Raw genomic sequence first — 26,840 nt, forward strand, 5'->3', positions numbered from 1 at the left:
GGGACATCCTTCTGGGGTTGGTCAACCTTCTGACAGGAAACGGCCGAGATATCGCGCGACGGCACTCACCGAGGCCATCGTCTGGGGGTAGTCCATGCGGGTGGGGCCGACGACCCCGAGGCTGGCCCATGCCGAGGCCTGTGGGCCGTAGGCGCTGGCCACCATGGACGTCGAACGCAGCTGTTCGACGGAGTTCTCGTGCCCGATCCTCACCCCGATCTCGTGGCCCTGCACTGTCTCACCAAGCAGGCGGAGCAACACCACCTGCTCCTCGAGCGCCTCGAGCACCGGCTTGACGGTGCTCTCGAACTGGTCGGTGAAACGGGTGAGGTATGGCACTCCGGCGACCGCCACGCGGGCCGAGGCCCGGTCGACGGCCAACAGTTCGAGCACCGTGGCCACGAGGGCGGCCGCGGGCATGGCGTCGTCGGGTGAGATGTCGGCCAAGAGGGCCGTCAACTGCTGGGCGGCCTGCGAGGTGGCGAGGCCGACGATGCTGCCGTTCAGCTTCTCGCGCAACCGCGCCAACAGGGCCTCGTCGTGATCAGGCAGCTCGATCACCTGCTGCTCGATACGCCCGGTCGACGTGATCAGCACCACCATCACCCGGTCAACGGTGAGGCTGACGAGTTCGACGTGGCGGACGATCGCCGAGTTCGACGCCGGGTACTGCACGATCGCCACCTGCTGGGTGATCTGCGCCAGCAGGCGCACCGTCCTCAGCACGATGTCGTCGACGTCGACCGCACCGGAGAGGAACGTCTGGATGGCTCGCCGTTCGGCCGCCGACAGCGGCTTGATGCTGGCCAAGCGGTCGACGAAGATGCGATAGCCCTTGTCGGTGGGGATTCGTCCGGCGCTGGTGTGGGGCTGCGTGATGTAGCCCTCCTCCTCCAGCACCGCCATGTCGTTGCGCACGGTGGCGGGCGAGACGTTGAGCTGGTGGCGATCCACCAGGGCCTTCGACCCGACTGGCTCGCGCGACTCGACGTAGTCGGTGACGATGGCGCGGAGCACCTCGAGTTTGCGGTCGTCCATGGTCACCTCCTGCCGGCCGGTGGCGCTGGCACTCCGCCAGGCCGAGTGCCAGTGTAACGCTAGGCTCGCGGACATGGAGTTCTCTCTGGGTCAGTGGCAGCCCGTGGCCGACCGCGTCTGGGTCGCCGTGGCGGAGCCCGCCTCGGTCAACATCGGGCTCGTGGTCGGCGACCGCGCCGTACTGGTGGTCGACACCGGATCCTCGCCCGAGCAGGGCGCGATGATCGCCGCATCCGCCGCCGAACATGCCGGACGACCCGTCACGCACGTGGTTGTCACGCACGACCACTTCGACCACTTCTGGGGGTTGGCCGGCTTCGGGTCCGAGGTGGTCTCGATCGCGCACGAGTCCGCGCACCTGCCCACAGGCGATGGGCGTGAGGTTCCTGACGGCCCTGGCGAGCCGACACCCGCCGTCCCGGAGGGCCTGGCGGCCGCCACGACGACCGTCGCCATGGTGAAGGCGATCGACCTGGGCGGGGCCAGGGCAGAGATCATCCACCACGGGCGTGGTCACACCCAGGGCGACCTGGTGGTGCACCTGCCCGAGCGGGACGTCGTGTTCACCGGAGACCTCGTCGAGGTCGGCGCCGAACCCAGTTTCGGGCCCGACAGCACCGTCGAGACCTGGGCCGCCACCCTCGACGGCATGCTGGGCGCCACCCTGGACTCGACCCGTTTCGTGCCCGGCCACGGTTCCGTCGTCGACAAGCAGGTCGTCTTCGAGCAGCGCGCCAACGTCTCGACCATCTACGGCCAGGCCGAACAACTCGTCGGTCGGGGCATCAGACTCGATCAGGCCCTCGAGGCACTCGACACCCCGGAGATCGACGGACGACCCCACCCGGGGGCCTCTCAGTGGGACTGGCCGTACTCAGCTCGGACGATCCGCACCGCCCTTCCCCTGGCCTATGCCGAACTGGCTGCCAAGGGCCTCGAGCCCCGCACCTCCCTGCCGCTGCTGGGACGCCTCTGAGGAGGACCGTCCAGCGATAATTGGCGCGCAATTCGTCAGTCCCTGGACCTAGGCTGGTCGGCGCCATGAGCACCAGCACCAGCACCGCGCCCATCGCGGCGATCGTCACCGATTCCACCACCCGCACCGTCGACTGGCGGCGCCTCGTCACGCCGGTGAACACCGTGGCGCTGATCGTGCTCGCCATCGGCTCGCTCGCGATGGTCCTCGGCAATGTCTTCGCCGGCCAGGTGGCCCAGCAGCCCAGCTGGCAGGTCGTCCGCTGGCTCGCCATCGCCATGATCGGCGGCTCGATCCTCGACATGTCCGGTCGATACCTGTGGTTCGGCGAGATCGACCGGGTCGAGGGCGGGCTTCGTCGAGACCTCCTCGATGCTGCCCTCAACCAGCCGCTGGCCCACCTCGGCGAGCAGGCCGTCGGTGAGGTGCTCGACCGTGTCGACGACGACACCCGCGAGGTCGGCAACCTGATGCGCTGGCAGTCGTGGATGGTGCTGCGTGCCCTCTTCGGGGCCGTGCCGATGTGGATCATCGCCGGACTCACGTGGTGGCCGGCCTGGTTCATGTTCCCCGGCTTCGCGGCGCTCACCTGGCTGGGCATGCGCTCACTGCTCAAGCCCATCCAGGAACGCAAGATCGTCGAGGAGGCCGCGTGGACCGACCATGCCGCCGCCCTCGAGGAGGGCATCGCGGGTCGGGACGACCTGCGCACCAGCCTGGGTCAGTCGTTCGCCATCCGCCGACTCGCGCAGCTCTCGGCCGACGTGCACCGCAAGTTCAAGGCCGTGCTCGACCTGGAGAAGAAGATCCTGCTGCGCGGCATCATCCTGCTCAACGCGCTGCTCGCGGCCGTGGCGGTGATCGGCGCGACGATGGCCACCCGGGGCCACACCTCGGTGGCCCAGCTGGTCACCCTGTTCCTGATCACCACCCAGTTCGTGGGCGTGGTGGGGTTCGTCGCCGAGCAGATGCCCGACATCCAGGCCGGGCTGGGTGCCGTCGCACGGCTGCGGCAGATGATGGCCCTGCAGCCCGAGCCCGTGGGTGGTCGCCAGATCGAGTCCGACGAGGTCGACCTCGAGTTCCGCCATCTCACCTTCGCCTATGACGAGGGCACGTTCGCGCTGCGCGACATCGACCTGCACGTGCCTGCGGGCCAGACCCTCGCGCTCGTGGGACGCTCCGGATCGGGCAAGTCAACCCTCGCCTCGCTGATCTCGAGGGCGGTGGAACCCAGCCCCGGCATGGTGCTGCTGGGCGGTGTGGACGTGCTCGACCTGGATCTGCAGAACCTTCGCCGCCAGGTGGGTGTGGTCACCCAACGCACCGAGATCCTCGCGGGCACGCTCGCCGAGAACATCACCCTGTTCGCCGACCTGCCCCGCCGACGTGTCGTCGAGGTGATCGACGAACTCGGGCTCACCGACTGGGTGGCCGGACTCGACCAAGGACTCGACACCCTGCTCGGGCCGGGCGGCACCACCCTGTCGGCCGGTGAGGAACAACTGGTGGCGTTCGCGCGGCTGCTGATCCGCGACGTGCACGTGGTCGTGCTGGACGAGGCAACCGCCCGCATGGACCCCCTCACCGAGCACCGCGTCGTCGCCGCCAGCGACCGACTGCTGCGCGGACGCACCGGTCTGCTCGTGGCCCACCGTCTGTCGACCATCGCCCGCGCCGACCTGGTGGCGGTGATGAGGGCGGGCGAACTCGTCCAGTTCGGGTCACAGACTGCCCTCAGCCGCACCGAGGGCCCCTTCCGTGACCTGTTGCGATCGGCCGGTAGCGCTGGCGTCGGCGTCGACGAGCCGGACGATGCCCGCCCGGTGGCCCTGCCCCAGGCGGGGGCCGAACACGCTGCCGCCCACGCCAACGGGTCGCTGGTGGAGTCCGTCGGGTCGGCACGCCGACGCCGCGAGGTGCTCGCGCGGGCAGCGGTCGAGACGGGCCCGAGCCTGGCCCGCGGCATCTGGAGTGCGCTCACGGTGCGCCCAGAGTGGGGCCTTCTCTCGGTGGGGCTGTTCCTTGGGGTGTCCCTGACCGGGTCGGCTGGCGCCCTCACTGGCTTCGCCTGGGGACACGCCGTCGAGCAGGTCGCGGCTGGCCAGCAGCCGTGGTGGTGGCTGGCAGCACTCGTCGTGATGGTCTTCGCCGGCCCGGTCATGCTCTCCGAGGGGATCGCCCGTTATCCGCGCTGGTGGATCGAGGTGCTGTTGCGGGTCCGGTTGGCGGTGCTCGTGGGCCAGACCGCCCAGCACCGACTCGAGAAGGTGCCCGCCGGTGAGGTCGTCGCGCGTGCCATGGACTCCGACCGGTACGCCCGCTATGCCGACCGTTGGGTCGACTTCATCAACGGCCTGGTGGTGGTGGTCGTGACCGCGATCGCAGCCTCCAACCCGGTTGCCGGGCTGGTGCTGTTCGCTGTCGTGGTTGCGGCCACCCTGGCCTCGGCCATCGGTCGTCCGATCGCGGGGCGTACGGCGACCAGGGCGTCGGCCATGCGGGCCACCTTCGGGCGAGCCCTCGTCTCGACCCTCGAGTCGGCTCGCACCGTGAAGCTGGCGGGACGCACCCCCGAGGTGCACGCCCACCTGCTCAAGGTGGACTCCGGGCGTGTCGACGCGGCCGTCCGCGAGCACCACGTGCAGGCTGTGCTGGACGCGGTGCCCGTGGTGATGATCAAGGTCGGCGTGGTGGTCGTGTGGGCTGCCGTGGTCGGCGGCTGGTGGGGGCTGGCGACTGCCCTGCTGGTGGTCAACGCCCTCAACGGATTCGAGTGGTTCGGACGAGTCGCCGGCGCCGTCGTCACCGAGGCACCCGGTACCCGTTCCTGGCAGGTGGCGACCCAGAAGATGGCCGGCGGTGTCGACCTGATGACGCTGCCCGATGGTGTCGACCTCGAGACGGGGGAGGCACCGGCCGCTCCCCCGGTCGAGCAGATCCCACTCGAGGTGCTCAGTGTCCGCGACGTCACCGCCATCCATGAGGACGGTACGGTCGGCGTCGAGAACGTCTCACTGACCGTGCGTCGCGGCGAACTGGTGTTGCTGCTGGGTCAGGTGGGTTCGGGCAAGTCGAGCCTGCTGCGCACTCTCGCCGGCCTGATTGACTACTCCGGAGAGGTGCTCTGGAACGGGCAGGTCGTGGGCGACGCAGAGTTGTTCATGCGCCCCGGCCAGGTCGCCTACGTGGCCCAGGTGCCGCGCGTCATGTCGGGCACGTTCGCCGACAACGTGCAGTTGGGCTTCACCCGCGCGTTCGACGCGCCTGTCTCCGACGCCCGGCTGACGCCCGACGTGGAGGACGCGGGTGGCCCCACCGCCATGGTGGGTCACCGTGGCGTCCGGTTGTCGGGTGGCCAGGTGCAGCGACTGGCGCTGGCACGGGCTCTGGCTGCCGACGCGGAACTGCTGCTGGCCGACGACGTCTCGTCCGCCCTCGACGCGAGGACGGAGGTCGAACTGTGGGAGGCGCTCCGCCACCGCTCGGCGACCGTGGTCGGCGCCACCTCGAAGCGAGCAGCCCTCGCCCGGGCCGACCGGGTGGTGGTCATGGTCGACGGGGAGATCGCCGCCGAGGGACCGTGGGAAGAACTGTCGACCCGCTGGTCGCACCTGGCTGGCTGACCGTCGCGCTTGGCTGATCTGGGGCTGGTTGACCTGGGGCTGGTTGACCTGGGGCTGGCTGGCGTCAGGGACCGTCAGGCCCGCGGGCGCCACCGGGCGAGCACGGTGGCCGCCACGTCCGACGAGGCTGCCACCACCAGCCCGTGCTGGTCGAGTTCGATGCCGTAGTCGGATCCGTCCAGCAGGCTCACGCTGCCGCCCAACTCACGGATCAACAGGGCGCCGGGCAGGTGGTCCCACGGGTTGAGGTTCCAGTAGCAGATGAAGTCGATCTCGCCGAGGGCGAGCATCGGGTAGTCGATGCCGCAACACAGGGCTGTCTCGGTGACCTCGGGCCAACCCTCGGCGACGGAGATGCCATGGAGTTCGCGCCGCGACGACATCCCACTGGGCTGGTCGCTCGCCCTGAGCGCGGTGAGCGGCTGCCCGTTGAGGGTGGCCCCGGCACCCAGTTCGGCGACGAAGGCTCGCCCGTGTTCGGGTTGCAGGATCCACGACCGGGTGGTGACACCACGGCGCACCTCGGCGACCATCACGGCGTAGTCGGGACTGCCGGCGGCAAAGTTGCGGGTGCCGTCGACCGGGTCGACGGTGTAGGCCAGGTCGGCATCCACCAGACCACGAGGTAGGTCGGGGTTGGCGAAGACGGCCTCCTCCCCCACCACCAGCGCGCCCGGTGCAACCTCCCGCAGCCAGGCCGTGAGCCGTTCCTCGGACTCCCGGTCGGCGATGGTGACCAGGTCACCGGGGCGCTTCTCGTCCACCTCGCCAGCGCCGAGGTTGCGCCACCGGGGGCGGATCACCTCGTCAGCCACCTGCCGGATCTGCTCGAGTACGGCCTGGGTGCTGGGGATCGTCATGCGCTCTTTCTCTGCTTCCTTCTGATCACTCGTCGAGGGCTCATCGCCTGTGGAGGGGGTGGTCACTGGTCGAGGGTGCCGAGGTGATCGGCGGTCACGAAGTCGATCAACTTCTCGACCTCGGTGTTGAGCCGGGAGTCGAGGTCCCGGAAGGAACTGACCCTGGCCAGCATCGCCTGCCAGGCGCGGGCCACGTCGGCCTGTTCGGCATGCGGTTGGCCGAGTCGCTTGAGCGTCCCCTTCTTCCAGTCCTCGTCCATGGGAACGGCGGGCCAGGCCTTGAACCCCAGACTGCTGGGCTTGATCGCCTGCCAGATGTCGATGTAGGCGTGACCGGTGATCATCAGGAAGTCCCCGTAACCCGACTTCATGCACTCCCTGGCGATCCGTGACTCCTTCGACCCGGCCACCAGGTGGTCGACGAGCACGCCGAGGCGTCGTCCGGACTCGGGTCGGAACTCACCGATGATGCCGGGCAGGTCGTCGATGCCGCCCAGGTACTCGACCACAACGCCGACGTGGCGCAGGTCGTCACCCCAGACCTTCTCGACGAGTTCGGCGTCGTGGCGGCCCTCGACGTAGATGCGGCTGGGCAGGGCAACCTTCGCCGTGGTCACACTGGCCCGCGATCCCGACGCCGTGTGGGTGGGCTTCGATGTCCCCACCCGAGGGGGGATGCGCACCGCGACAGGCTTGCCGTCGACCCAGAAGGTGCCCCCGACGGGGAAGGCCCGCTGCTTCCCCTTGCGGTCCTCGAGCAGCACGAGCCCGTTCTCCCACCCCACCACTGCACCCGTGAAGGAGCCGGGCACCTCGAGCACCAGGTCGCGGGCCAGCGGCAGTTCACGCGGCTTGGGCTTCTCGCGGGGTGCGGCGAGCACGTCGTTGCCGTAGCGGTCAAAGGGGTGGGACGTGGGGGAAGTCACGCTTCCCGAGCCTACCGGCCGCCGCTCAGTCGAGCAGGTCCCGGATCACCGCGTCGGCGAGCAGTCGGCCCTGCAGGGTGAGCACCAACCGATCCTCCGCCTCAGGCCCCGCGCCTGACCGGACGATCGCGAGCCCTCGCGCCAGCGGGTCGGCCACGCGTTCGCGCTCGGCAGCGGTCAGCACCGACAGAGGCAGTCCGTCGGCGATCCGCAGTTCCAGTAGCACCCGCTCGGTGCGACGCTCCTCAGGAGTCAGCAGCTCCCGGCCTGCGCCCGGGGATCTTCCCTCGTGCAGGGCCTTGGCGTAGGTGCGCGGATGTTTGACGTTCCACCAGCGCACCCCGCCCACGTGGGAGTGCGCGCCCGGCCCGATGCCCCACCAGTGGTCGCCACGCCAGTAGGCGAGGTTGTGTTCGGAGCGGTGCAATCGTCCTGCGCGGGGGCGGGCCCAGTTCGAGACCTCGTAGTTCTCGAAACCGGCACCGGTGAGCAGGTGCTCGGTGAGCAAGTACTTGTCGGCGAGGTCGTCCTCGTCGGGGAGCGGGAGGTTGCCCTGCTCGACCTGCCTGGCGAAGCGGGTGCCGGGTTCGACGATCAGCGAGTACGCGCTGACATGGTCGACCCCGGCCCCGAGGACAGCCTCGAGCGAGGCTCGCCAGTCGTCGAGTGACTCCCCCGGTGTGCCCATGATCAGGTCGAGGGAGATGTCTTGGAACCCGGCGGCCCGGGCATCGGCCACCACCTCGAGCGCGCGTCCGGGAGTGTGCACCCGCTCCAACACCTGAAGGACGTGCGGTCGAGCGGACTGCATGCCCAGGCTGAGCCGGTTGACGCCTGCCTCGAGCATGGCTTCCAGCAGGCCAGGGCTGGCGGACTCGGGATTGGCCTCGCTCGTGACCTCACACCCATCCGCGAACCCGAAGACGTCACGCAGATGCCCCAGCAACTCGCCGTACTGGTCGGACGAGAGCAGTGACGGAGTGCCGCCGCCGATGAAGACCGACTGCAACCTCGGACGGTCGTCCGGCAGCACCCGGGCCGCCAGGTCGATCTCGCGGTGAGCGGCGACCAAGTAGTCGGCCATCGACAGCCCACCCAGCTCGGAGGGCGTGTAGGTGTTGAAATCGCAGTAGCCGCAGCGCGACGAGCAGAACGGCACGTGCAGGTAGAACGACAACCCGTGCGCACCCTCGCCCAGTTCGGCGAGCGCCTCCGCCGGGAGCGATCCGTCGGAGGGGACGGGTTCACCGTCAGGCAGCGAGGAGGGCATGGGGTCAACTGTAGAGACCTTGCGGCGGGGGGGTTCGGGCACCAATGGGGCATGGTGCTGGTCGGACGAACCACCGAACTCGGGTGATGACCTTCACCGCGTGAGGGCCCGCCCCCGGTCTCGGCGAGGTCACGATCGGCACTCCCACAGCGAACAGGGGAGCAACTGTCACAACCGAGTCCTAAGGTGGGCCTCATGAACCTGTCTCGTCGCTCCATTCTCGGCGCCACTGGCGGAATCGCCGCCCTGGCCACCCTCGCCGCCTGCGGAAGCAACTCCGGCGGCATCGGCTCCTCGACCGCTCCCTCGTCGGCGGGCACGTCGGCTGCCTCGGGAGCCAGCTCGGGCGGCGCCAAGGTCACCCTGCAGCAGTGGTACCACGAGTACGGCGAGGCCGGGGTGAAGGAGGCAGTCCAGAAGTACGCGGCCGCCTACCCCGATGCCACCGTGAAGGTCACCTGGAACGTCGGTGACTACAACAAGAAGCTGTCCGCGACACTGCTGACCAACGACGTGCCAGACGTCTTCGAGGCCGAGCAGGGTGGATCACTCGACATGATCCAGGGCAAGCAGATCGTCGACCTCAACGACATCTTCGACTCGGTCAAGGACCAGTTCAACCCCAAGGTTGTCGACCGCTTCACCTTCGAGGGCAAGATCTACGGCATCCCGCAGGTCATCGACATGCAGTTGCTCTACTACCGCAAGTCAGTGCTCGAGAAGGCCGGCAAGCAGCCCCCCAAGACCCTCACCGAACTGGTCGACGTGGCGAACGCCGTCGCCACCGGCGACATGGGTGGCTTCTTCGCCGGCAACGACGGCGGTCTGGGTGTGCTGGGCACCATCTTCATCTGGGCCTCTGGCAACGAGCAGCTCAACGCCGATCGCACCGAGGCCACGTTCATCAACCAGAACTTCTACGACGGGCTGAAGGCCTACGGCGACTTCTACAAGAACGGCAAGGGACTGTTGAAGGCCGCCTCGAAGGACTGGTACGACGGCACCCCCTTCGCGCAGGGCGAGACGGCCATGCAGTGGGGTGGCCTGTGGTCGATGCCCGACATCCAGAAGGCGCTGGGTGACGACTTCGGCGTGATCGCCTTCCCCGCCATCGGTTCGTCCGGTCGGCCCGCGGTGCCGTTCGGCGCGTTCGGCTCGTGCGTCGCGGCCAAGGGCAAGAACATCGACGCGGCCAAGGCGTTCGTCAAGTGGCTGTGGATCGACAACGACGACGACCAGGTCGACTTCGCCAACTCCTACGGCACCCACATCCCGGCCAAGCTCTCGCTGGTCGCCAAGGCCGACAAGCTGGCCTCGGGTCCCGGCGCCGACGCTGCGAAGTTCGTGGCGGACAACGGATTCACCAACGACATCATGTGGTCGGGGGCCTTGGGCGAGGCCTACGGTGCGGCGGTGTCGAACGTCATCACCAAGGGTGCGGACCCGGCCAAGGAGTTCGCCTCGGTCGCCCAGAAGGCCAAGGACGAACTCAAGCGCCTCAAGGGCTGATGAGCGAGCTGACCAGCGACGGTCGACCGCAGACGGGGCTGCTGCCGAACGGGCAGCGGCCCCGTCCGGTCACTGCGTGGAACAGGATTGCCGGGAACCAGGGACGCAACCTCTGGTTCCTGGCCTTCGCGCTCCCCTTCGTGGCCGGGTTGTTGATCTTCGTCTACATCCCCATCGGTTGGTCGGCCTACCTGTCGTTCTTCGACGCGCGCGCGACGGTGCACCCGACGAAGTTCGTGGGGCTGGCCAACTATCGCTACCTGCTGGGCGACCCGATGTTCCGCTCGTCGATCGGCACCTTCGTGCTGTTCGCAGCCTTCATCGTGCCCGTCACCTATGTCTGCTCGCTCGGCCTCGCCCTGCTGCTCGACGGTGTCAGGGTCGGACGAGCCTTCTTCCGCTCCGTCTTCTTCATCCCGACGGCGGTCTCGTACGTCGTGGCAGCCATGGTGTGGCGGTTGAGCTTCTTCAACGGCGCGCGGTTCGGGTTGGCCAACTCGCTGCTGCGCAGCGTCGGCGGTGAGAACAAGGCGTGGCTGCTGGGCGGCGACAACTACTGGTACTGGTTCGTGGTGATCAGCCTGCGATTGTGGCTGCAGGTCGGCTTCTACATGATCCTGATCATCGCCGGACTCAACCGCATCCCCCAGGACACCTACGAGGCGGCCGCCATCGATGGCGCCACGGGTTGGCGCAAGCTGCGCTGGATCACCTTGCCGCAGTTGCGGACGACCACGGTGGCCGTGCTGATGCTGCTGCTGATCAGCGCCTTCCAGGCGTTCGACGAGTTCTTCAACCTGTTCGGGGCGATCGGGTCCTACCCGACCTTCGCGCGGCCCCCGCTGGTGCACCTCTACCTGCTCAGCCTGGGCGGTTCGCAGGCAGATCTGGGCCTTGGCGGGGCGGGCACCATGATCGTCACCGCCCTGATCGTGATCTTCGGTCTGGCGCAGAACTGGCTGCTGGGCCGAAGCGAGCGCAAGGAGTCCGGGACGATGAGGGGGTCGCGACCATGAGCATGGTCGGCTCGCGCAGCTCACGTCTCACCCGCGGCCTGCGCTACCTGCTGTTGGTGGTGCTCGCGGTGCTGTTCCTGCTGCCGTTCTACGTGATCGTGCGCAACGCGTTCAGTGACAACTCGACGATCGTCGCTGCCCGCTGGCAGTGGATCCCCAAGAACTGGGACGTCGGGGTGCTGGGCCGAATGTTCGCCGACGAGCAACTCGACATCGTGGGGTCGTTGTGGCACTCGGCCCTGCAGTCGGTCGGGCAGACGGTGCTCACCGTGGTGATCGCCCTGTTGGCCGGCTACGCCCTGGCCCGACTCGACAACCGGCTCGGTCGGGTGCTGACGGGCGTGACCCTGTTCACCCTGATGGTGCCTGCGGCGGTCACCTTCCTGCCCACCTTCGTGATGACCTCCCAGCTCGGCTGGGTCGACTCGCTGCCCGGTCTGGTCGTCCCGGTGATGTTCTCGGCCTTCGCGGTCTACCTGTTCCGGCAGAGCTTCCTCACCTTCCCCGCGGAACTCGAGGAAGCCGCCGCCATCGACGGCGCGAACCCGTGGTCGACCTTCTGGCGAGTGGTGGTGCCGAACTCGATGGGCATCATCGGGGCGGTGGGCACGATCACGTTCATCGGGGCGTGGAACGCGTTCCTGTGGCCCCTGCTGATCGCTCGCGACAACACCCGCACCATCCAGCTGACCCTGAGTCAGTTCATGACCTCGCAGGGGGTGAAGTACCCCGAACTGTTCGCCGGGGCGCTCGTCGCCGTCGTACCGGTGGTGGTGGTGTTCCTCTTCCTGCAGCGCTGGTTGGTGGCCGGGGTCGAGACCTCGGGCATCAAGTAGTCACCGGCAGCCACGAGCGGGCCATCAGCCCTGCTTCTTGTCCTTGTCCTTGCCGCTGCCCTCGCCGGTCTGCAGGGCGGCCACGAAGGCCTCCTGGGGCACCTCGACGCGTCCGACCATCTTCATCCGCTTCTTGCCCTCCTTCTGCTTCTCCAGGAGCTTGCGCTTGCGGCTGATGTCGCCGCCGTAGCACTTGGCGAGCACGTCCTTGCGCATGGCACGGATCGTCTCGCGGGCGATGACCCGGGCACCGATGGCGGCCTGGATGGGCACCTCGAACTGCTGGCGCGGGATGAGCTCCTTCAGCTTGGCGGCCATGGCCACCCCGTAGGCGTAGGCCTTGTCCTTGTGGACGATGGCCGAGAACGCGTCGACCGGGTCACCGTGCAGCAGGATGTCGACCTTCACCAGGTCGGACGAGGCCTCCCCGTCGGCGTCGTAGTCGAGGGAGGCGTAGCCCTTCGTCCGCGACTTCAGCGCGTCGAAGAAGTCGAAGACGATCTCACCCAACGGCAGGCGGTAGCGGATCTCGACTCGGTCCTCCGACAGGTAGTCCAGACCCAACTGGATGCCGCGCCGGGTCTGGCACAGCTCCAGGATGGTGCCGATGTACTCCGCCGGCGCCAACAGGGTGGCCCGGATCATCGGCTCGTACACCTCGGCGATCTTGCCCTCGGGGTATTCCGAGGGGTTGGTGACGGTGTGCTCGGTGCCGTCCTCCATCACCACGCGGTAGACGACGTTGGGGGCGGTCGAGATCAGGTCGAGGTTGAACTCACGTTCGAGTCGTTCGCGGACGATCTCCATGTGCAGCAGGCCCAGGAACCCGACCCGGAACCCGAACCCCAGCGCCCCGGAGGTCTCCGGCTCGTAGGTGAGCGCGGCATCGTTGAGCTGCAGCTTGTCGAGGGCCTCGCGCAGTTCGGGGAAGTCGTCCCCGTCGATGGGGTAGAGCCCGGCGAAGACCATCGGATTGGGGTGCTTGTACCCTCCGAGGTCCTGGGTGGCGGGACGGGTCGACAGGGTGACGGTGTCGCCGACGCGGGACTGGCGCACGTCCTTCACACCGGTGATCAGGTAACCCACCTCGCCGACCCCGATGGCCTGGGACTTGATCGGCTCGGGCGAGATGACGCCGACCTCGAGCACCTCGTGGGTGGCCTTGGTCGACATCATCAGGATGCGCTCACGGTGGGAGAGTTCGCCGTCGACGACGCGGACATAGGTGACGACCCCACGGTAGGTGTCGTAGACGGAGTCGAAGATGAGGGCGCGGGCGGGAGCGGTGGGATCGCCGACCGGTGCCGGGATCTGTCGGACGATCTCGTCGAGCAGGTCGGCCACCCCCGCCCCGGTCTTGGCCGAGACCCGCAGCACGTCGGAGGGGTCGCAGCCGATGATCCCGGCCAGTTCCGCGGCGAACTTGTCGGGGTTGGCACTGGGCAGGTCGATCTTGTTGAGCACCGGGATGATGTGCAGGTCGGCCTCGATGGCCAGGTACAGGTTCGCCAACGTCTGGGCCTCAATGCCCTGGGCGGCGTCGACCAGCAGCACGGCACCCTCGCAGGCAGCCAGTGAGCGGGACACCTCATAGGTGAAGTCGACGTGGCCCGGGGTGTCGATCATGTTCAGCACGTGGGTGCGCCCGTCGACATCCCAGGGCATCCGAACGGCCTGCGACTTGATGGTGATCCCACGTTCGCGCTCGATGTCCATCCGGTCGAGGTACTGGGCACGGGCGCTGCGGGCGTCGACGACCTCGGTCAACTGCAGCATGCGGTCGGCCAGCGTGGACTTGCCGTGGTCGATGTGGGCGATGATGCAGAAGTTCCTGATCACCTCCGACGGGGTGGCGCCGGGTGCCGGAACGTGGGTGGAGGCGGGCATGCAGCAGATCCAGTCGAAGTCGAGACACGGACGCGCCCAGTGGCGCGGCTCCCCAGTCTCTCACATGGCGCCCCTGACACCGGGCTCCCCTGTACCCGGGACCCCTGCCACCTGGCGCCGCTGCACCGGCGGACGGTGGCGGCCCGGGTGAGGGCACCCACGGGGGGTCTCGATTTGGGGGCGGAGGGCCGGACTGGTAACTTTGTTGTTCGCGCGTGTGCCTCGGCGACACGCACACACCCAGATCACTGAACCACGAAAGTTGGAGCCTGCCCGATGGCAAACATCAAGTCCCAGATGAAGCGCATCAAGACCAACGAGAAGGCGCGTCAGCGCAACAAGGCCGTCAAGTCGGCCCTCAAGACCCACGTGCGCCGCTTCCGTGACGCTGTCGAGGCCGGCGACTCCGAGAAGGCCCAGACCCTCGCCCAGGCCGCGAACCGCGCGCTGGACAAGGCAGCCAGCAAGGGCGTCATCCACGCCAACCAGGCCGCCAACCGCAAGTCGTCCATCTCGACGGCTGCCGCCAAGCTCTCCTGAGCACCCCGGGTTCGACGGCAGGCCGCGCGCCTTCAGGCAGCTGACGGCCGCCAGTCGTACCTCTCACACGCAGAACGCCCCCCGATCCTTCTGGGTGATCGGGGGGCGTTCTGCGTGTCCGAACCCGGCCGGTGCACTAGCGAGCGGTGCGTGCCCGGTCGAGCGCCAGCAGCATCTGCTCGAGGGCGAAATCGGCGTCAGCAGCCATCCCCTTGACCGCACCGTCAGCCTCGGCCACCGCGACCACGGCCTGGGCGATGGCACGCGGGCTCCAACTGCGTGACAGTCGGGTCAGGTCCTTCACCTTCCACGGCGGCACACCGATCTGGCGGGCGACCTCCCCGTCGTTGAGGCGGGACGAGCGCAGGTCGTGGTACTTCCCCAGCCCCCGCAGCGAGTTCGCCACGGCACTGGTCACCAAGACGGGCGCCACTCCGGTCGCCAGGGCCCACCGCAGCTTCTCGAGGGCGTCACCGGTTCGTCCGGCCATGACGTCGTCGGCGACGGCGAAACTGGTGACCTCGGCTCGACCGCCGAAGTAGGTCTGCACGGCCTCGACGGTCAACGTCTGGTCGACGAGGTCGTCGCACAACTGCACGACTGCGGCGGCGAGCGCTCTCGGGTCGTTGCCGATGGCGTCGACCAGCGCCTGCGCCGCACCGGCCTCGAGCCTCAACTTCGCGTGTCTGGCCTCGTTCTCGACGAACTTGCCCAACTCCCAGGTCTTGATCGCGGGTGCCTCGATCGTCTCGACCTTGGCCTTCTTCAGTTTGTCGAGCAGTCCCTTGCCCTTGACCCCGCCCGGGTGGGTCATGACCAGGCACAACTCCTCGGACGGGTCGGCTGCGGTGGCAGCGACCAGGTCGAACAATGACTGGTCCAGACCAGAGACGTCGTTGAGCACCACGATCGACGCGGAGGCGAACAGCGAACCGCCCGTCAGTTCCGCGAACGTGCCCGCGTCGACCGAGCTCGCCTCGACCTGGTGCAGGTCGGCCTCCGGCGCCTGCTTGCGGGCCGAACGCACCCGGGCGGCCACATGCCGTTCGGCCAGCAGGGCCTCGGGCCCGGTCACCAGCAGCGCTCGTCCCATCGTCATGGCTTCATCCTGCCAGTCGCCTCCGACATGCCGGCTGACCATGGACACAGGTGCCCGACGGTCGGGCTCACGCGAGCATCGCGCCCGCGTGGGCAGGCAGGTGCACCGTGGCGCCATGCTCGTCGTCGCCCTCGAGTTCGGCACCCGCCGGCGTGCTGAAGAGCAGGGCCCCCACCCGACCGACGGGCAGCGTCACGGGCTGGTCGCCGAAGTTGACGACCACACTCACCCCGCCACGCCGCAGGTGCAGCACCCTCGTGTCCTCGTCGATCTCGCAACTCGTGTGGCGCAGGTCGGGGTCGGTGAGCTCGGGCAGGGCCCGCCGCAGCCCGAGCAGCCTGCGGTAACACTCGAGGATCCGGGCGTGGCGTCCCTCGCCCACCTCGTCCCAGTCGAGCTTCGACCGCAGGAACGTGTCCGGGTCCTGCGGGTCGGGCACCTGCTTGGTGTCCCAGTCCATGCGCGAGAACTCCGAGAGTCGGCCCTCGCTCACGGCTCGTCCCAGGTCGTCCTCGGGGTGGTCGGTGAAGAACTGGAAGGGACTGCTGGCCGCCCACTCCTCCCCCTGGAAGAGCATGGGGGTGAAGGGGCCGGCCAAGGTCACCAGGGCGGCGACGGCCAACTGGTCGTCGTCGAGCGCCTCGGTCAGGCGGTCGCCGTGGGCGCGGTTGCCGACCTGGTCATGGTTCTGGCTGCAGACCACGAGTCGCCACCCCGGCACACGGGAGGTGTCGATCGGTGCGCCGTGCTCACGTCCACGGAAACTCGAGAACGAGCCGTCGTGGAAGAAGCCCCCGGTGAGCACCTTCTGCAGGGCCGCCAACGGTTCGAAATCGGCGTAGTACCCGTCGGTCTCGCGGGTCAGAGCGACGTGCAGCGCGTGGTGGAAGTCATCGGACCACTGCGCGTCGACGCCCATTCCCCCGGCCTCACGCGGTGTCACCAGCGTGACGTCGTTGAGGTCCGACTCGGCAATGAGGGTGAGCGGACGACCCAGGTGCGCCGACAGGTTCGCGGCCTCGAGGGCCAACTCCTCGAGCAGGTGCACCTCGGATTCGTCGGAGAGGGCGTGCACGGCATCGAGCCGCAGGCCGTCGACGTGCATGTCGGTGAACCACATGCGCACCCCGTCCAGGATGAACCGGCGCACCTGGTCGGAGCCTTCCGAGTCGAGGTTGACCAGGGCACCCCACGGGCTCTCGCCCTCCTTCAGGTACGGGCCGAACAGGGGCAGGTAGTTGCCTGAGGGTCCGAAGTGGTTGTGCACCACGTCCTGCACGACCGCCAGCCCGCGCTCGTGGGCAGCGTCGACGAACCGTTGGTAGGCGACCGGGCCACCGTAGGGTTCATGGACCGCCGTCCACGCCACCCCGTCGTAGCCCCAGTTGTGCACACCGTTGAAGGCGCTGACGGGCATCAGTTCGACCATGTCGATGCCCAGGTCGACCAGGTGGTCGAGCCGGCCGATGGCCGCGTCGAGCGTGCCCTCGAGGGTGAACGTGCCGATGTGCAACTCGTACACCGAGGACCCCGCCAGTGGGCGTCCGTGCCAGTGGTCGTCCGACCAGGCGAAACTGGCGGCGTCGAAGGTGCGCGAGCGACCGTGCACGCCCTCGGGTTGACGCCGGGAACGCGGGTCGGGACGGGGCGTCGGATCGTCGTCCAGCAGGTAGCCGTAGTCGACCTCCCCCTGGGGTTCCGGACCGTCGAGTCGCCACCAGTCGTCACTGCCACGGGTCATCGGGAGCACCCGATCGCCGACGCTGAGCCGCACCCGTTCGGCGCGGGGTGCCCACACGTCGAATCGTCCCCGACCGTCCTTGAGCTGTTGCGGCAGCGGCCGCACCAGCACCGCGACCGGGTGCTGGTCGAGCAGGTCAGCCACCGCCACCGTGCCCGAGACGGTGCGGTGGGTGAGCAGGTCGACCCACATGCCACCGGGAAGCTGCAGGGTGGTGTCGCCGAACCCGCCGCGCTCGCGCAGACCGTGCGGCAGTCGGGTGACCACGGCCACCGCCCCGCCACGGTTGAACGCGAGCACGTGCTCACTCGCCTCCCCCTCGGCGTGCAGGGGCGAGTAGTCGGTGAACAGTTCAGGACGATCGCGGCGGGTGGTCAGGGCGACGTGGCTGACGAGCAGTTTGACGGCCCCGGGGTCGCCGGCGCCATCCTCACCAGCGTCGGTGTCGCCAGCTGGTTCCGCGAGCCGGGGACGGTCACCGAGCCGGATGCCCGCGAGCACGTTCTCACGCTGGTCGAAGTCGACAGGTCGACGGTTGTCGGGGTCGACGAGCGACTGCTCCCACAGTTCCGACCCCTGGTACACGTCGGGGACACCAGGGGCGAAGATGGTCAGCAGCTTGGCGGCCAGGGCATTGCTGAACCCGGGGATGGCCAACTGCGAGACCGCCTCCCGCAGCAGGTCGGCCACCTCGCCGTTGTCGAAGCAGGCATCCACTGCTGCGTGAACGGCTGACTCGAAGGCCTCGTCAGGTGCGGTCCACGTGGTGTGCTCCCCAGCCTCACGCATGGCCTTCATGGCGTACCCGTGCAGGCGCTCACGCCAGGTGGGGTCAGGGGTGGCTGGCCACGCGCCGATGATGGCCTGCCACACCAGGTTCGCCATCCCCTGGTCGGGGATGGGTGCCAGGCCGTCGAGCCGTCGCACGACCTCGGCCCACCACTGTGGCCGTTCGGCCAGCACGCTGATGCGTGCCCTCACGTCCTCACCGCGCTTGGTGTCATGGGTGGTGCCGGCGTTCATGGCGTGCGGCCAGAGCTGCTGGCGTGAGGCCAGGGCAGCGTGGAAGTCGTCGGGGCTGACATCGAACACGCTGGGGTCGCCGCCGACCTCGTTCAGTGACGTGAGGCGCGCCCACCGGTAGAAGGCGCAGTCCTCCACACCCTTGGCCATCACCATGCCACTGGTCTGCTGGAAGCGCTGCGCGGCACCGGAGGCCCCGTCGAAGAGAACCACGGACAACCGGTCGAACAGGTCGGCCAACTCAGGGCGCCGGCCGCGAGCCGAGGTGAAGCACTGCTCGAGGTGTTCGCGCCCCTCCGGCAGGTAGCTGCGGTAGACCGGGAAGCAGGCGAGCAGCTCGGCCACGGCGTCGATGAGTTCACCCTCGTCGACCGGCGCCTGGTGCTGCCCGTCAGGGGCGTGGAGCAGACCGGAGTCGCGCGCGATGCGACGTACCTCGGAGTTGAGGATCGTGTCGGCCACGGTTCGTTTGGTGTCATGGATCAGGGACGGCCAGTCGGTGGGGTGACCGCGGAGCTCGTCCTCGAGGTCGCTGAGGGGTTGCATGCCCTGGGGGTCGACCAGCACCCGGTCGACCAGACCGAGCAGGTCGTAGCCGGTGGTTCCTGCGGTGGCCCAACCGGTGGGCAGTTCCTCGCCCGGCTCGAGGATCTTCTCGACGAGCACGTAGGCACCCTCGGGCGATCGCTCGGTGGTGGTCAGCGCGGCCAGGTCGTCGAGGTAGCGCACCGGGTCGCGGAGCCCGTCGGGATGGTCGACCCGCAGTCCGTCGACCTGGCCCTCGGTGAACCACCGTCGGATCTCCTCGTGGCTGCGGGCGAACCACTCCGGGTCCTCCACCCGGATCGCGACCAGGTCGTTGACGGCGAAGAAGCGTCGGTAGTTGAGGTCGGTGTCGGCCCGGCGCCAGCTGACCAGTTCGTAGTGCTGCCGACCGTGGACGGCGGAGGGGTCATCGTCGGGTCCCCCGGAGTCGGGTGCGAGGGGGTAACGGTTGTCGTGGTAGTGCAGTTCTCCGGCCAGCACCCGCAGGTTGGCGACGGTGCCGTCGGGATTCAGGTCGTCGTCGCCGACGACGGGGATGCGGACCTTCCCCCCGGATGCCTCCCAGTCGATGTCGAAGGCGCTCGCCCACGGTGAGGACTGGCCGTGGGTGAGGACGTGCCACCACCAGGGGTTCTCCCACGGACGAGCCACCCCGACGTGGTTCGGGACGATGTCGACCAGAACCCCCATGCCAAGACGGTGGGCCTCGTTCGCCAGGGCGGCAAGGCCGGCACCCCGTCCGCGGGTGGGGTCGATTGCTGAGTGGTCCGAGACGTCGTAGCCGTGGGTCGAGCCGGTGCCCGCCGACAGCAGGGGAGACAGGTAGACCCAGTCGATGCCGAGGGCGTGGAGGTAGGTGAGGCGTTTCGCTGCTTCGAGCAGGTCGAAGTCCTCGGTGATCTGGAGTCGGTACGTGCTCGCCGGGATGCGCATTGTTCAGGAGCCTAGCGCCTGCTGGACGCTCGGATCGGGTTGCCCAAGGGTGGGGGTACGTCGCGAGACGACGTCGTACATGGTCTTCCAGGCGGCCGGGAGTTCACGCACCACTCCGTAGCGCCACTGGCCGGGGCTGGCAGCCTTGGCGCTGTGGTCGCCCACGCCGAAGGTGTCGACCCCCACCATCCGACAGGTCGCGACCGCCCGCGGCAGGTGATAGCCCTGCGTGACGAGCGTGAGCCGGCTGACGCCGTAGATGCGCTTGGCGCGTACGCAGGAGTCGTAGGTGTCGAACCCGGCAGGGTCGCGGACGATGCGACCCGCGGGCACCCCGTGCCTGACCAGGTAGCGCTGCATGGCCAACGGTTCGTTGTAGTTCGCCTCCCGGTTGTCGCCCGAGACCAGGATCACGGAGGCCTTCCCGGAGGCGTAGAGGTCGGCGGCGAGATCGAGCCGAGCCTTCAGGTAGGCGCCCGGCTGCCCGTCGGGCAGCACCCCGGCCCCCAGCACCAGCAGCACGTCGCGGTGGGGGGCGGCATTGGTACTGCCCGCCTGGTGGCCCCAGGCCAAGGCGTGCACGATGGCCGTGGGAGCCAGACCGATGGCTGCGACGGAGGTCAGGGCGAGGGCCACTCTGCGGATGCGCACGAGTCCCAGTCTGCCCGTACCCGGGCCAGCACCCCAGCGCTGTGCTCACCGCTGGGGTCCACGGTTGCTGACCAGGACCAGCGAGCCATCCTCGCGACGGATCGCAATCGAGCCCAGTTCATTCGTCTGCGCCACGCGCATCCCCAGGGAGTGGGCCAGGTCGACCGCCTTGACCGCCGGATGCCCGTAGTCGTTGTCGACGCCGGACGAGGAGACCGCCACCTGCGCCCCTGCCGCCTGCCAGAACCTCTTCTCCTGCCGGGAGGACCCGTGGTGGGGCATGGCCATCACATCGACCCTCAAGACGGAGTCGTCGGTCAACGCCCGCAACGCCGCGCGTTGCGCGTCCGGTTCCGAGTCACCGGCCAGGAGCACGCGGACGGGTCCGCCCCGGGGGTCACCGACCGCGCCGACCGTGGCCACCCCCATCACGGATGCGTCGTTCTCCGACGAGTTCTCGGGATCCACCCGCTGACTGCCCGTTGCTGGCACATCACCGGCGACGGGACCGGTGCGGATGGTCTCCCACGTCACCGAGCCCACCCGCCACTGTTCACCCGCATGCGCCGATACGACCGGGACCCCATGGCTGGCCGCCAGCAGGTGGACCTCCCGAGCGGAGGCGGACGAGGGGTCCTCGCGGGAGATGACGATGCGTCCCACCCTGAAGGTGTCGAGCACCTGGCCGAGCCCCGCGAGGTGGTCGGCGTGGAAGTGGGTGATCACCACCACCGGGAGCGCCACCAGACCCAGCTGTCGCAGGCAGGTGACCACGGGCTTGGGGTCCGGGCCCACATCGACGACCACGGCCTGCCCCCGTCCGGCGCGCAGCACCGCCGCATCACCCTGCCCCACCGAGCAGAAGGTCACCTGCCATCGGCCGGGCCAGCCGGGACTGGCCGGGGCACGACCGAGGGCCAGCAGGAGCACGAGACCGAGGGCGAGCAGCAGCCAACGGCGCCTCAGCAGCATCGGAGCGAGCCAACACAGCGCCAGGCTCAGGACCGAGATCACTGTCAGTCCCGCAGGGCTCGCCGGCCAGGTCAGCGACCCGCCGGGCAGGGCAGCGCCCAGTCGTGCGATCCGCAACAGTGGCTCGACCGTCCACCCACCCAGCCATCCGAAGCCACCGCCCACCAGTTCGCCCGGACGCCCGGGGAGCAGCGACGTGAAGGCAGCCAGCATGCCCAGGACGGTCGCCGGTCCCACGAACGGGCCAGCCAGCGCGTTCGCGACCAGACCAGACACGCTCAGGGTGCCCGAGAGGGCAGTGACGAGGGGTTGGGTGGCCAGTTGCGCCGCGAGCGGGACAGCGACCGCCTCGGCCAACCACGCAGGTGCCCACTCCATGGCCCGTTGGAAGGCCGGGGCGCAGGCGATCAGGCCGGCGGTGGCACCGGCGGACAACGCGAACCCCCAGGAGCGCGACAGCCACGGGTCGACCACCATCAGGGCAAGCACCGCCACCGCCAGGTGCCTCATGCCCCGGGAACGCTCCTTGGCCCGCCCGACCCCGGAGCGTCCCAGGGCGGCGAGGGCGACCAGCCCCATCGCGGCCGCACGCACGACCGAGGGCTCCACCCGGCAGAGCACCACGAAACCGAGGACGGCACCCACCTGCACCATGCGCAACACGGTTCCGCGGGCCCCCAGACGGGTCGCGACCATCGTGCCGAACCCCAGCAACAGCACCAGGTTCGACCCGGAGACGGCCGTCAGATGGGTGAGGCCGGTTGCCTTGAACTGCTCGACGACGTCCACGGGCAGTCGAGACGTGTCGCCCACCACCAGCGAGGGCAGAAGGGCGGCCTGGTCGGGCGGCGAGTGGCGAGTTGCGTGCACGAGGGCAGCCCGCATGCGGTTCACGGTTCGATCTGCCCACCCCGGTCCCCTGACGAGCACCGGCGGGGCGCGGACGGTGAACGAGCCAGCGGTCGGGTCGTCCGGTTCGGCCGCCCCCAGCCGTCCCTGCAGGACGACGGTGGCGCCCGCGGGCTGGTGTGAGAGGGCCTCCGCGAGCTCGCCCGAGGCCCGGGCCGTCAGGTGAGGTCCACCCCGTAGCTGCCTGCCCCGGGCATCCAGGCTGACGACGCGGACGACGACCGTGGCGACCTCGGGGCGAACCCCTTGGGCGGGTCGGAGCCGGACGTCGCTGGTCACGACACAGGTGAGGGTGCCCGCCGCTCGCTGGGCGGCGAGATCGGCCGTCGGGCTGTCATGGACGAGGCCCACGCGCAGGGAGGTGGTGACTGCCAAGCAGCACCCCACGACTGCGACGGCCGACAGCTGCCACCGTCCTCGTGCGGCGGCGGCCATCGCCAGCACGGCTCCCCCACCGGCGACGAGGACGATCGATGGGCTGGTGGCGGTCAGACAGAAGAAGGTGACGGCCCAACCGATCGCGGCTGTGGCCACCATGCGCAGGTCGGGTCGCTCAGCGGGACGATCGGCAGCACCCATCTCAGACCCGCACCATTGGGGCCAGCTTCTGGAAGGTCTTGGGCCCGATGCCGTCGACTTCCTGCAACTCATCGACGCTGGTGAACCGCTGGTGCTGCGTGCGCCAGTCGACGATGCTGCGGGCGGTGACCGGGCCGATCCCCGGCAGCGCCTCGAACTGCTCCGCGGTCGCTGCGTTGAGGTCCAGCTGGGCCGACGACTGGCCGTCAGCGGGCGCGCCCACTCCACCACCCCCGGACGAACCCGGACCCCTCACAGTGGACTCCTCTCCGGCGTGGGGACCCACCACGACCTGGCTGCCGTCGGCCAGCGGCTCGGCCAGATTGAGCCGTCCGGTCTGGGCGCCAGTCGCCAGTCCCCCGGCGGCAGCGATGGCATCCGCGACGCGGGAACCCGGTGGGAGCCGGATCACACCCGGGTGGGACACCCGTCCCACGACATGAACCACCAGGGGGGCGGGCGTGGAAGTGGGGATGCCAGAACTCGTCCGGCCTGAGGCGCTCGGGTCGGCACCCACCGAGCCGCTGGCCTCGTGAGACGCCTGGACCGCGAGTGGCACCTCATCGGTGCGGGCGCGCAGCAATTGGACCGAACAGAACACGAGGGCCACCACCACGAACACGCCGACGGCGCCCAGGTGGCGGGCGCCGAATCGACGGACCCTGGCCAGCACCGGTTGGGAGCGCCGTTCGGTCGAACGTGGCTCGTCGGGATCAGGCAGGTCAGGGAGGTCGGCGAAGTCGCGGACGTCGTCCTCCTGCGGCCGATGGCGCGCCGGCACCGGTTCCGAGGACGGGTCAGGGCCGGTCGCGGTGGTGGGGGGGGGGGGCCCCCCCCCCCCCCCCCCCCCCCCCCCGGCGGNGTGGGGTCGGGGGGCGTCGGGGGGCGGTGGGGGCGCGGGCACGGGTTCGGTGGCGGGGTCTGGGCGGGGGGGGGTGGTGGTGGGCGGGCCACCGCCCAGCACACGCCACAACCTCTCGGCGGGGGTGGGACGGTCCGGCGGCGTGCGAGGTGTCTCGGTCACGCCCTGACTGTGCTCACCACCCGCCGTTCAGTCCCGCGGCAAGCAGCCGTCTGTGGACAACGGTTCGACCGCTCCGCGGCCTGTGGAGAACCCAGCCCCGGGAGCCGCGACCCTCGCCTCCGGTGTCACGTCCCGGGGACGATCGAGACCATCTTCGGCAGCCGGCAGATCACCTTCGCGACCGGACGACCGTCCAGTGCGCGCTGCACCCCGGGGTCGTTGACCGCCATCTCGGTGGCCTCGGCCTCGGTGATCTCGGGCGAGACCTCCAACTTGGCCCGGATCTTCCCCGCCACCTGCACCACCATCGTGACCGATTCGGCCACCAGCAGGGTTGGGTCAGCCTCGGGCCACACCGAATTGGCCACCGAAGCGGGACGACCCAACGCCTCCCACATCTCCTCGGCGACGTAGGGCGCGACCAAGCTGAGTGCCTGGGCCACGAACTCGGCGGCCTCACGCACGGCCGGGTCAGCCGCTCCCGGTCCGCTGTCGACCGCCTTGCGGGTGGCGTTGACCAACTCCATCACCCGGGCCACGACGACGTTGAACCGTTGCCCGTTGAGCAGTTCGGTCACCTCGGCGATGGTGCGATGGGTCGTCTGGCGCAGGGAACGGTCGCCACTTTCGCGATCGGCGTCGACGGGAGAGACGACGTCGGTGGCCAGACGGTGAGCCCGCTGCAGGAACTTCAGCGATGAGGCTGGGGACATGTCGGCCCAGTCGATGTCGTCCTCGGGGGGTCCCGCGAAGACCACGGTCAGGCGTACGGCATCCACCCCGAACTCGTCCATCTGCTTGCCGAGGTCGACGCCATTGCCCAAGGACTTCGACATGGCCCGGCCCTGGTTGATCACCTGGCCCTGGTTCAGCAGACGTTGCATCGGCTCATCGAAGTCGACCATCCCCAGATCGCGCAGCACCTTGGTGAAGAAGCGCATGTACAGCAGGTGCAGGATTGCGTGTTCGACACCACCGACGTACTGGGCGACGGGCATCCAGTTCCGGACATCCTCCACGCGGAAGGGTCCATCCTGGAAACCGGGCGAGCAGTAGCGGAAGTAGTACCACGAGGAGTCCACGAAGGTGTCCATCGTGTCGGTGTCACGCTCGGCCTCACCGCCGCAGCGTGGGCACTCCACGTGGCGCCATTCGGCTGCTGCCTCGCCGGCGAGGGGGGAGGTCCCCTTGGGTGCCAGGTCGGAACCACGCAGGTCGGGCAATTCAACCGGCAACTGGTCCTCGGGTACCGGCACCTCACCGCACGCCGGACAGTGGATGATCGGGATGGGGCAACCCCAGAACCGCTGGCGGCTCAGGAGCCAGTCGCGCAACCGGAAGGTCACGGTCGCCTCGCCGGTGCCGTCGGCGTTCAACTTCTCGACCATGCGGGCGACACCTGCGGCCTTGCCCTCCAGGCCGTCCAGAACGCCTGAGTTGACGTAGGTGCCGTCACCGCTGGTGGCGACCCCGGTCTGGGCCGGGTCCCCGTCACCGGTGTCGATGACCTGCACGACGGGCAGTCCGAAGGTCCGCGCGAACTCCAGGTCGCGGGAGTCGTGGGCGGGCACCGACATGATGGCGCCGGTGCCGTACTCGGCCAGCACGTAGTCGGCAGCCCAGACGGGCACGCGCGCACCATTGACGGGGTTGGTCGCGAAGACCCCCAGGTCGACGCCGGTCTTCTCACGGTCGGTGGACTGCCGCTCGATCTCCGAGGCGCGCTTGGTCTTCTCCAGGTACTCCTCGAACGCCGGACGAGCCGCGTCCGACACGATCTCGGAGGCCAGTGCGCCGTCGGGCGCCACCACCATGAACGTGGCGCCGTACAAGGTGTCGGGACGTGTGGTGAACACCGTCACCGGCTCCTCGCGGCCCTCGATGGCGAACTTCACGTAGGCACCCTCGGAGCGACCGATCCAGTTGCGCTGCATCGCCAGAACCCGGTCGGGCCATCCCCCTTCCAGCTGCTGCATGTCGTCGAGCAACTGCTGGGCGTAATCGGTGATCTTGAAGTACCACTGGTTCAGCTGCCGCTTGGTCACCGGGTTGTGGCAGCGCTCACACAGCCCCTGGACGACCTGCTCGTTCGCCAGCACCGTCTGGTCGACCGGGCACCAGTTCACGTAGGAGTTCTTGCGATAGGCCAAGCCTCGCTCGAAGAAGCGCAGGAACAGCCACTGGGTCCACCTGTAGTACTCCGCGTCGGAGGTGTGCAGTCGCCGGCTCCAGTCGACCGAGACGCCGTACCGCTTGAAGGAACGCGCCTGGGTCTCGATGTTGGCGTAGGTCCACTCCGAGGGATGGGCATTCCTGGCGATGGCGGCGTTCTCGGCAGGCAGTCCGAACGAGTCCCACCCCAGGGGATGCATGACGTCGTAGCCCTGCATGCGCCAGAACCGAGCGGGCACGTCGCCCATCGCGAAGGCCTCGGCATGGCCCATGTGCAGGTCACCCGACGGATAGGGGAACATGTCGAGCACATAGCGCCGTGGCTTCGATCCGTCATCGAGCGTGCCGAAGGTGTTGTCGGCCTCCCAGAAGGCCTGCCACTTGCGTTCGGCCTCAGCCGCCACATAGCCGCGGCGCTCCTCGTGCCCGCTGCCGTGATGCTCGCTCACGTCGTGTCCTCCCACCGGCACCATCGGCGCCTCGTCTCCACTCGCCCCGAACCCCGGGTCGAGTCACAGCCGTCCTCACATGAAAAGTCCCCGAGGCCCCATGGGCATCGAGGACAGCCGCTCCACCATCGGTGGTGCGGCTACGGAAGGAGCGACTCCATCTGCATGCCAGAAGTGTACTCCCGTGGAGCCTCGCAACTCACCTCTGATTGACTGGGGGTGGCAAGGGCGCCGACCCGGCGTCCTCCACCAGACCCC

Annotated in this window: 17 protein-coding genes; 6 read left to right on the forward strand and 11 right to left on the reverse strand. The window is 68.9% G+C overall.

All coding sequences use genetic code 11. The features are described 5' to 3' along the window. Positions 1–21 precede the first annotated feature (21 nt). Entirely contained in the window at positions 22–1,038 is a 1,017-nt protein-coding gene (hrcA, locus tag QQZ11_RS13075; protein WP_022910556.1) for a heat-inducible transcriptional repressor HrcA, read from the reverse strand. Positions 1,039–1,111: 73 nt separating this feature from the next. Between hrcA and QQZ11_RS13080 the strand changes: the two genes are divergently transcribed. Together QQZ11_RS13080 and QQZ11_RS13085 are read left to right on the forward strand one after the other, a co-directional pair. Next, a complete protein-coding gene (locus QQZ11_RS13080) occupies positions 1,112–2,014 on the forward strand; it encodes an MBL fold metallo-hydrolase (protein WP_022910557.1) in 903 nt (300 codons plus the stop codon). Positions 2,015–2,079: 65 nt separating this feature from the next. Then, on the forward strand, positions 2,080–5,640 hold the full coding sequence (locus tag QQZ11_RS13085; RefSeq protein WP_284550729.1) for an ATP-binding cassette domain-containing protein: 3,561 nt from the start codon (positions 2,080–2,082) through the stop codon (positions 5,638–5,640). Positions 5,641–5,714: 74 nt separating this feature from the next. Here QQZ11_RS13085 and QQZ11_RS13090 read toward each other — a convergent pair whose 3' ends face one another. The 3 genes from QQZ11_RS13090 to hemW form a co-directional block, all read right to left on the reverse strand. Then, positions 5,715–6,500: an inositol monophosphatase family protein gene (locus tag QQZ11_RS13090; RefSeq protein ID WP_022910559.1), complete on the reverse strand. Its 786-nt coding sequence runs from the start codon at positions 6,498–6,500 to the stop codon at positions 5,715–5,717. Between the two features lie 62 nt (positions 6,501–6,562). Next, the gene (locus tag QQZ11_RS13095) at positions 6,563–7,426 is read right to left on the reverse strand and encodes a DUF3097 family protein (protein WP_026378064.1); all 864 of its coding nucleotides are present in this window, start codon (positions 7,424–7,426) and stop codon (positions 6,563–6,565) included. Between the two features lie 25 nt (positions 7,427–7,451). Further along, positions 7,452–8,696: a radical SAM family heme chaperone HemW gene (hemW, locus tag QQZ11_RS13100; protein WP_022910561.1), complete on the reverse strand. Its 1,245-nt coding sequence runs from the start codon at positions 8,694–8,696 to the stop codon at positions 7,452–7,454. 195 nt (positions 8,697–8,891) lie between these two features. Here hemW and QQZ11_RS13105 point away from each other — a divergent pair, with 195 nt between their 5' ends. The 3 genes from QQZ11_RS13105 to QQZ11_RS13115 are packed head-to-tail and all read left to right on the forward strand — an operon-like array spanning position 8,892 to position 12,057. Beyond that, positions 8,892–10,205 carry an ABC transporter substrate-binding protein gene (locus tag QQZ11_RS13105; RefSeq protein ID WP_022910562.1) on the forward strand — a complete coding sequence of 438 codons (1,314 nt, stop codon included), beginning with the start codon at positions 8,892–8,894 and terminating at the stop codon, positions 10,203–10,205. After that, the gene (locus QQZ11_RS13110; protein WP_284550730.1) at positions 10,205–11,221 is read left to right on the forward strand and encodes a carbohydrate ABC transporter permease; all 1,017 of its coding nucleotides are present in this window, start codon (positions 10,205–10,207) and stop codon (positions 11,219–11,221) included. The genes QQZ11_RS13105 and QQZ11_RS13110 overlap by 1 nt, the downstream gene beginning before the upstream one ends. Positions 11,222–11,223: 2 nt before the next feature. Beyond that, entirely contained in the window at positions 11,224–12,057 is an 834-nt protein-coding gene (locus tag QQZ11_RS13115; protein WP_026378066.1) for a carbohydrate ABC transporter permease, read from the forward strand. A gap of 24 nt (positions 12,058–12,081) precedes the next feature. Here QQZ11_RS13115 and lepA read toward each other — a convergent pair whose 3' ends face one another. Continuing rightward, complete coding sequence (lepA, locus tag QQZ11_RS13120) at positions 12,082–13,944, reverse strand: translation elongation factor 4 (protein WP_022910565.1); 1,863 nt, start codon at positions 13,942–13,944, stop codon at positions 12,082–12,084. A gap of 276 nt (positions 13,945–14,220) precedes the next feature. Here lepA and rpsT point away from each other — a divergent pair, with 276 nt between their 5' ends. After that, on the forward strand, positions 14,221–14,484 hold the full coding sequence (gene rpsT / locus QQZ11_RS13125) for a 30S ribosomal protein S20 (protein WP_022910566.1): 264 nt from the start codon (positions 14,221–14,223) through the stop codon (positions 14,482–14,484). Between the two features lie 136 nt (positions 14,485–14,620). Here the strand turns inward: rpsT and holA are convergent, their stop codons facing one another. The 6 genes from holA to leuS all read right to left on the reverse strand — a co-directional run bounded on the left by holA (position 14,621) and on the right by leuS (position 26,606). Continuing rightward, positions 14,621–15,583 (reverse strand): DNA polymerase III subunit delta, encoded by a 963-nt coding sequence (holA, locus tag QQZ11_RS13130; RefSeq protein WP_284550731.1) that lies wholly within the window; start codon positions 15,581–15,583, stop codon positions 14,621–14,623. Between the two features lie 67 nt (positions 15,584–15,650). Then, positions 15,651–19,826 carry a malto-oligosyltrehalose synthase gene (gene treY / locus QQZ11_RS13135; protein ID WP_284550732.1) on the reverse strand — a complete coding sequence of 1,392 codons (4,176 nt, stop codon included), beginning with the start codon at positions 19,824–19,826 and terminating at the stop codon, positions 15,651–15,653. 3 nt (positions 19,827–19,829) lie between these two features. After that, a complete protein-coding gene (locus QQZ11_RS13140) occupies positions 19,830–20,477 on the reverse strand; it encodes a SanA/YdcF family protein (protein ID WP_446698860.1) in 648 nt (215 codons plus the stop codon). Positions 20,478–20,522: 45 nt separating this feature from the next. Beyond that, a complete protein-coding gene (locus QQZ11_RS13145; RefSeq protein WP_284550733.1) occupies positions 20,523–22,937 on the reverse strand; it encodes a ComEC/Rec2 family competence protein in 2,415 nt (804 codons plus the stop codon). A gap of 1 nt (position 22,938) precedes the next feature. Further along, positions 22,939–23,718, reverse strand: a complete 780-nt coding sequence (locus tag QQZ11_RS13150; RefSeq protein ID WP_284550734.1) for a ComEA family DNA-binding protein — start codon at positions 23,716–23,718, stop codon at positions 22,939–22,941. Positions 23,719–24,086: 368 nt separating this feature from the next. Beyond that, positions 24,087–26,606, reverse strand: a complete 2,520-nt coding sequence (gene leuS, locus QQZ11_RS13155; RefSeq protein ID WP_446698861.1) for a leucine--tRNA ligase — start codon at positions 26,604–26,606, stop codon at positions 24,087–24,089. Between the last annotated feature and the right edge of the window lie 234 nt (positions 26,607–26,840).

Source organism: Aestuariimicrobium sp. T2.26MG-19.2B, assembly GCF_950101875.1.
Lineage (GTDB): Bacteria > Actinomycetota > Actinomycetes > Propionibacteriales > Propionibacteriaceae > Aestuariimicrobium > Aestuariimicrobium kwangyangense.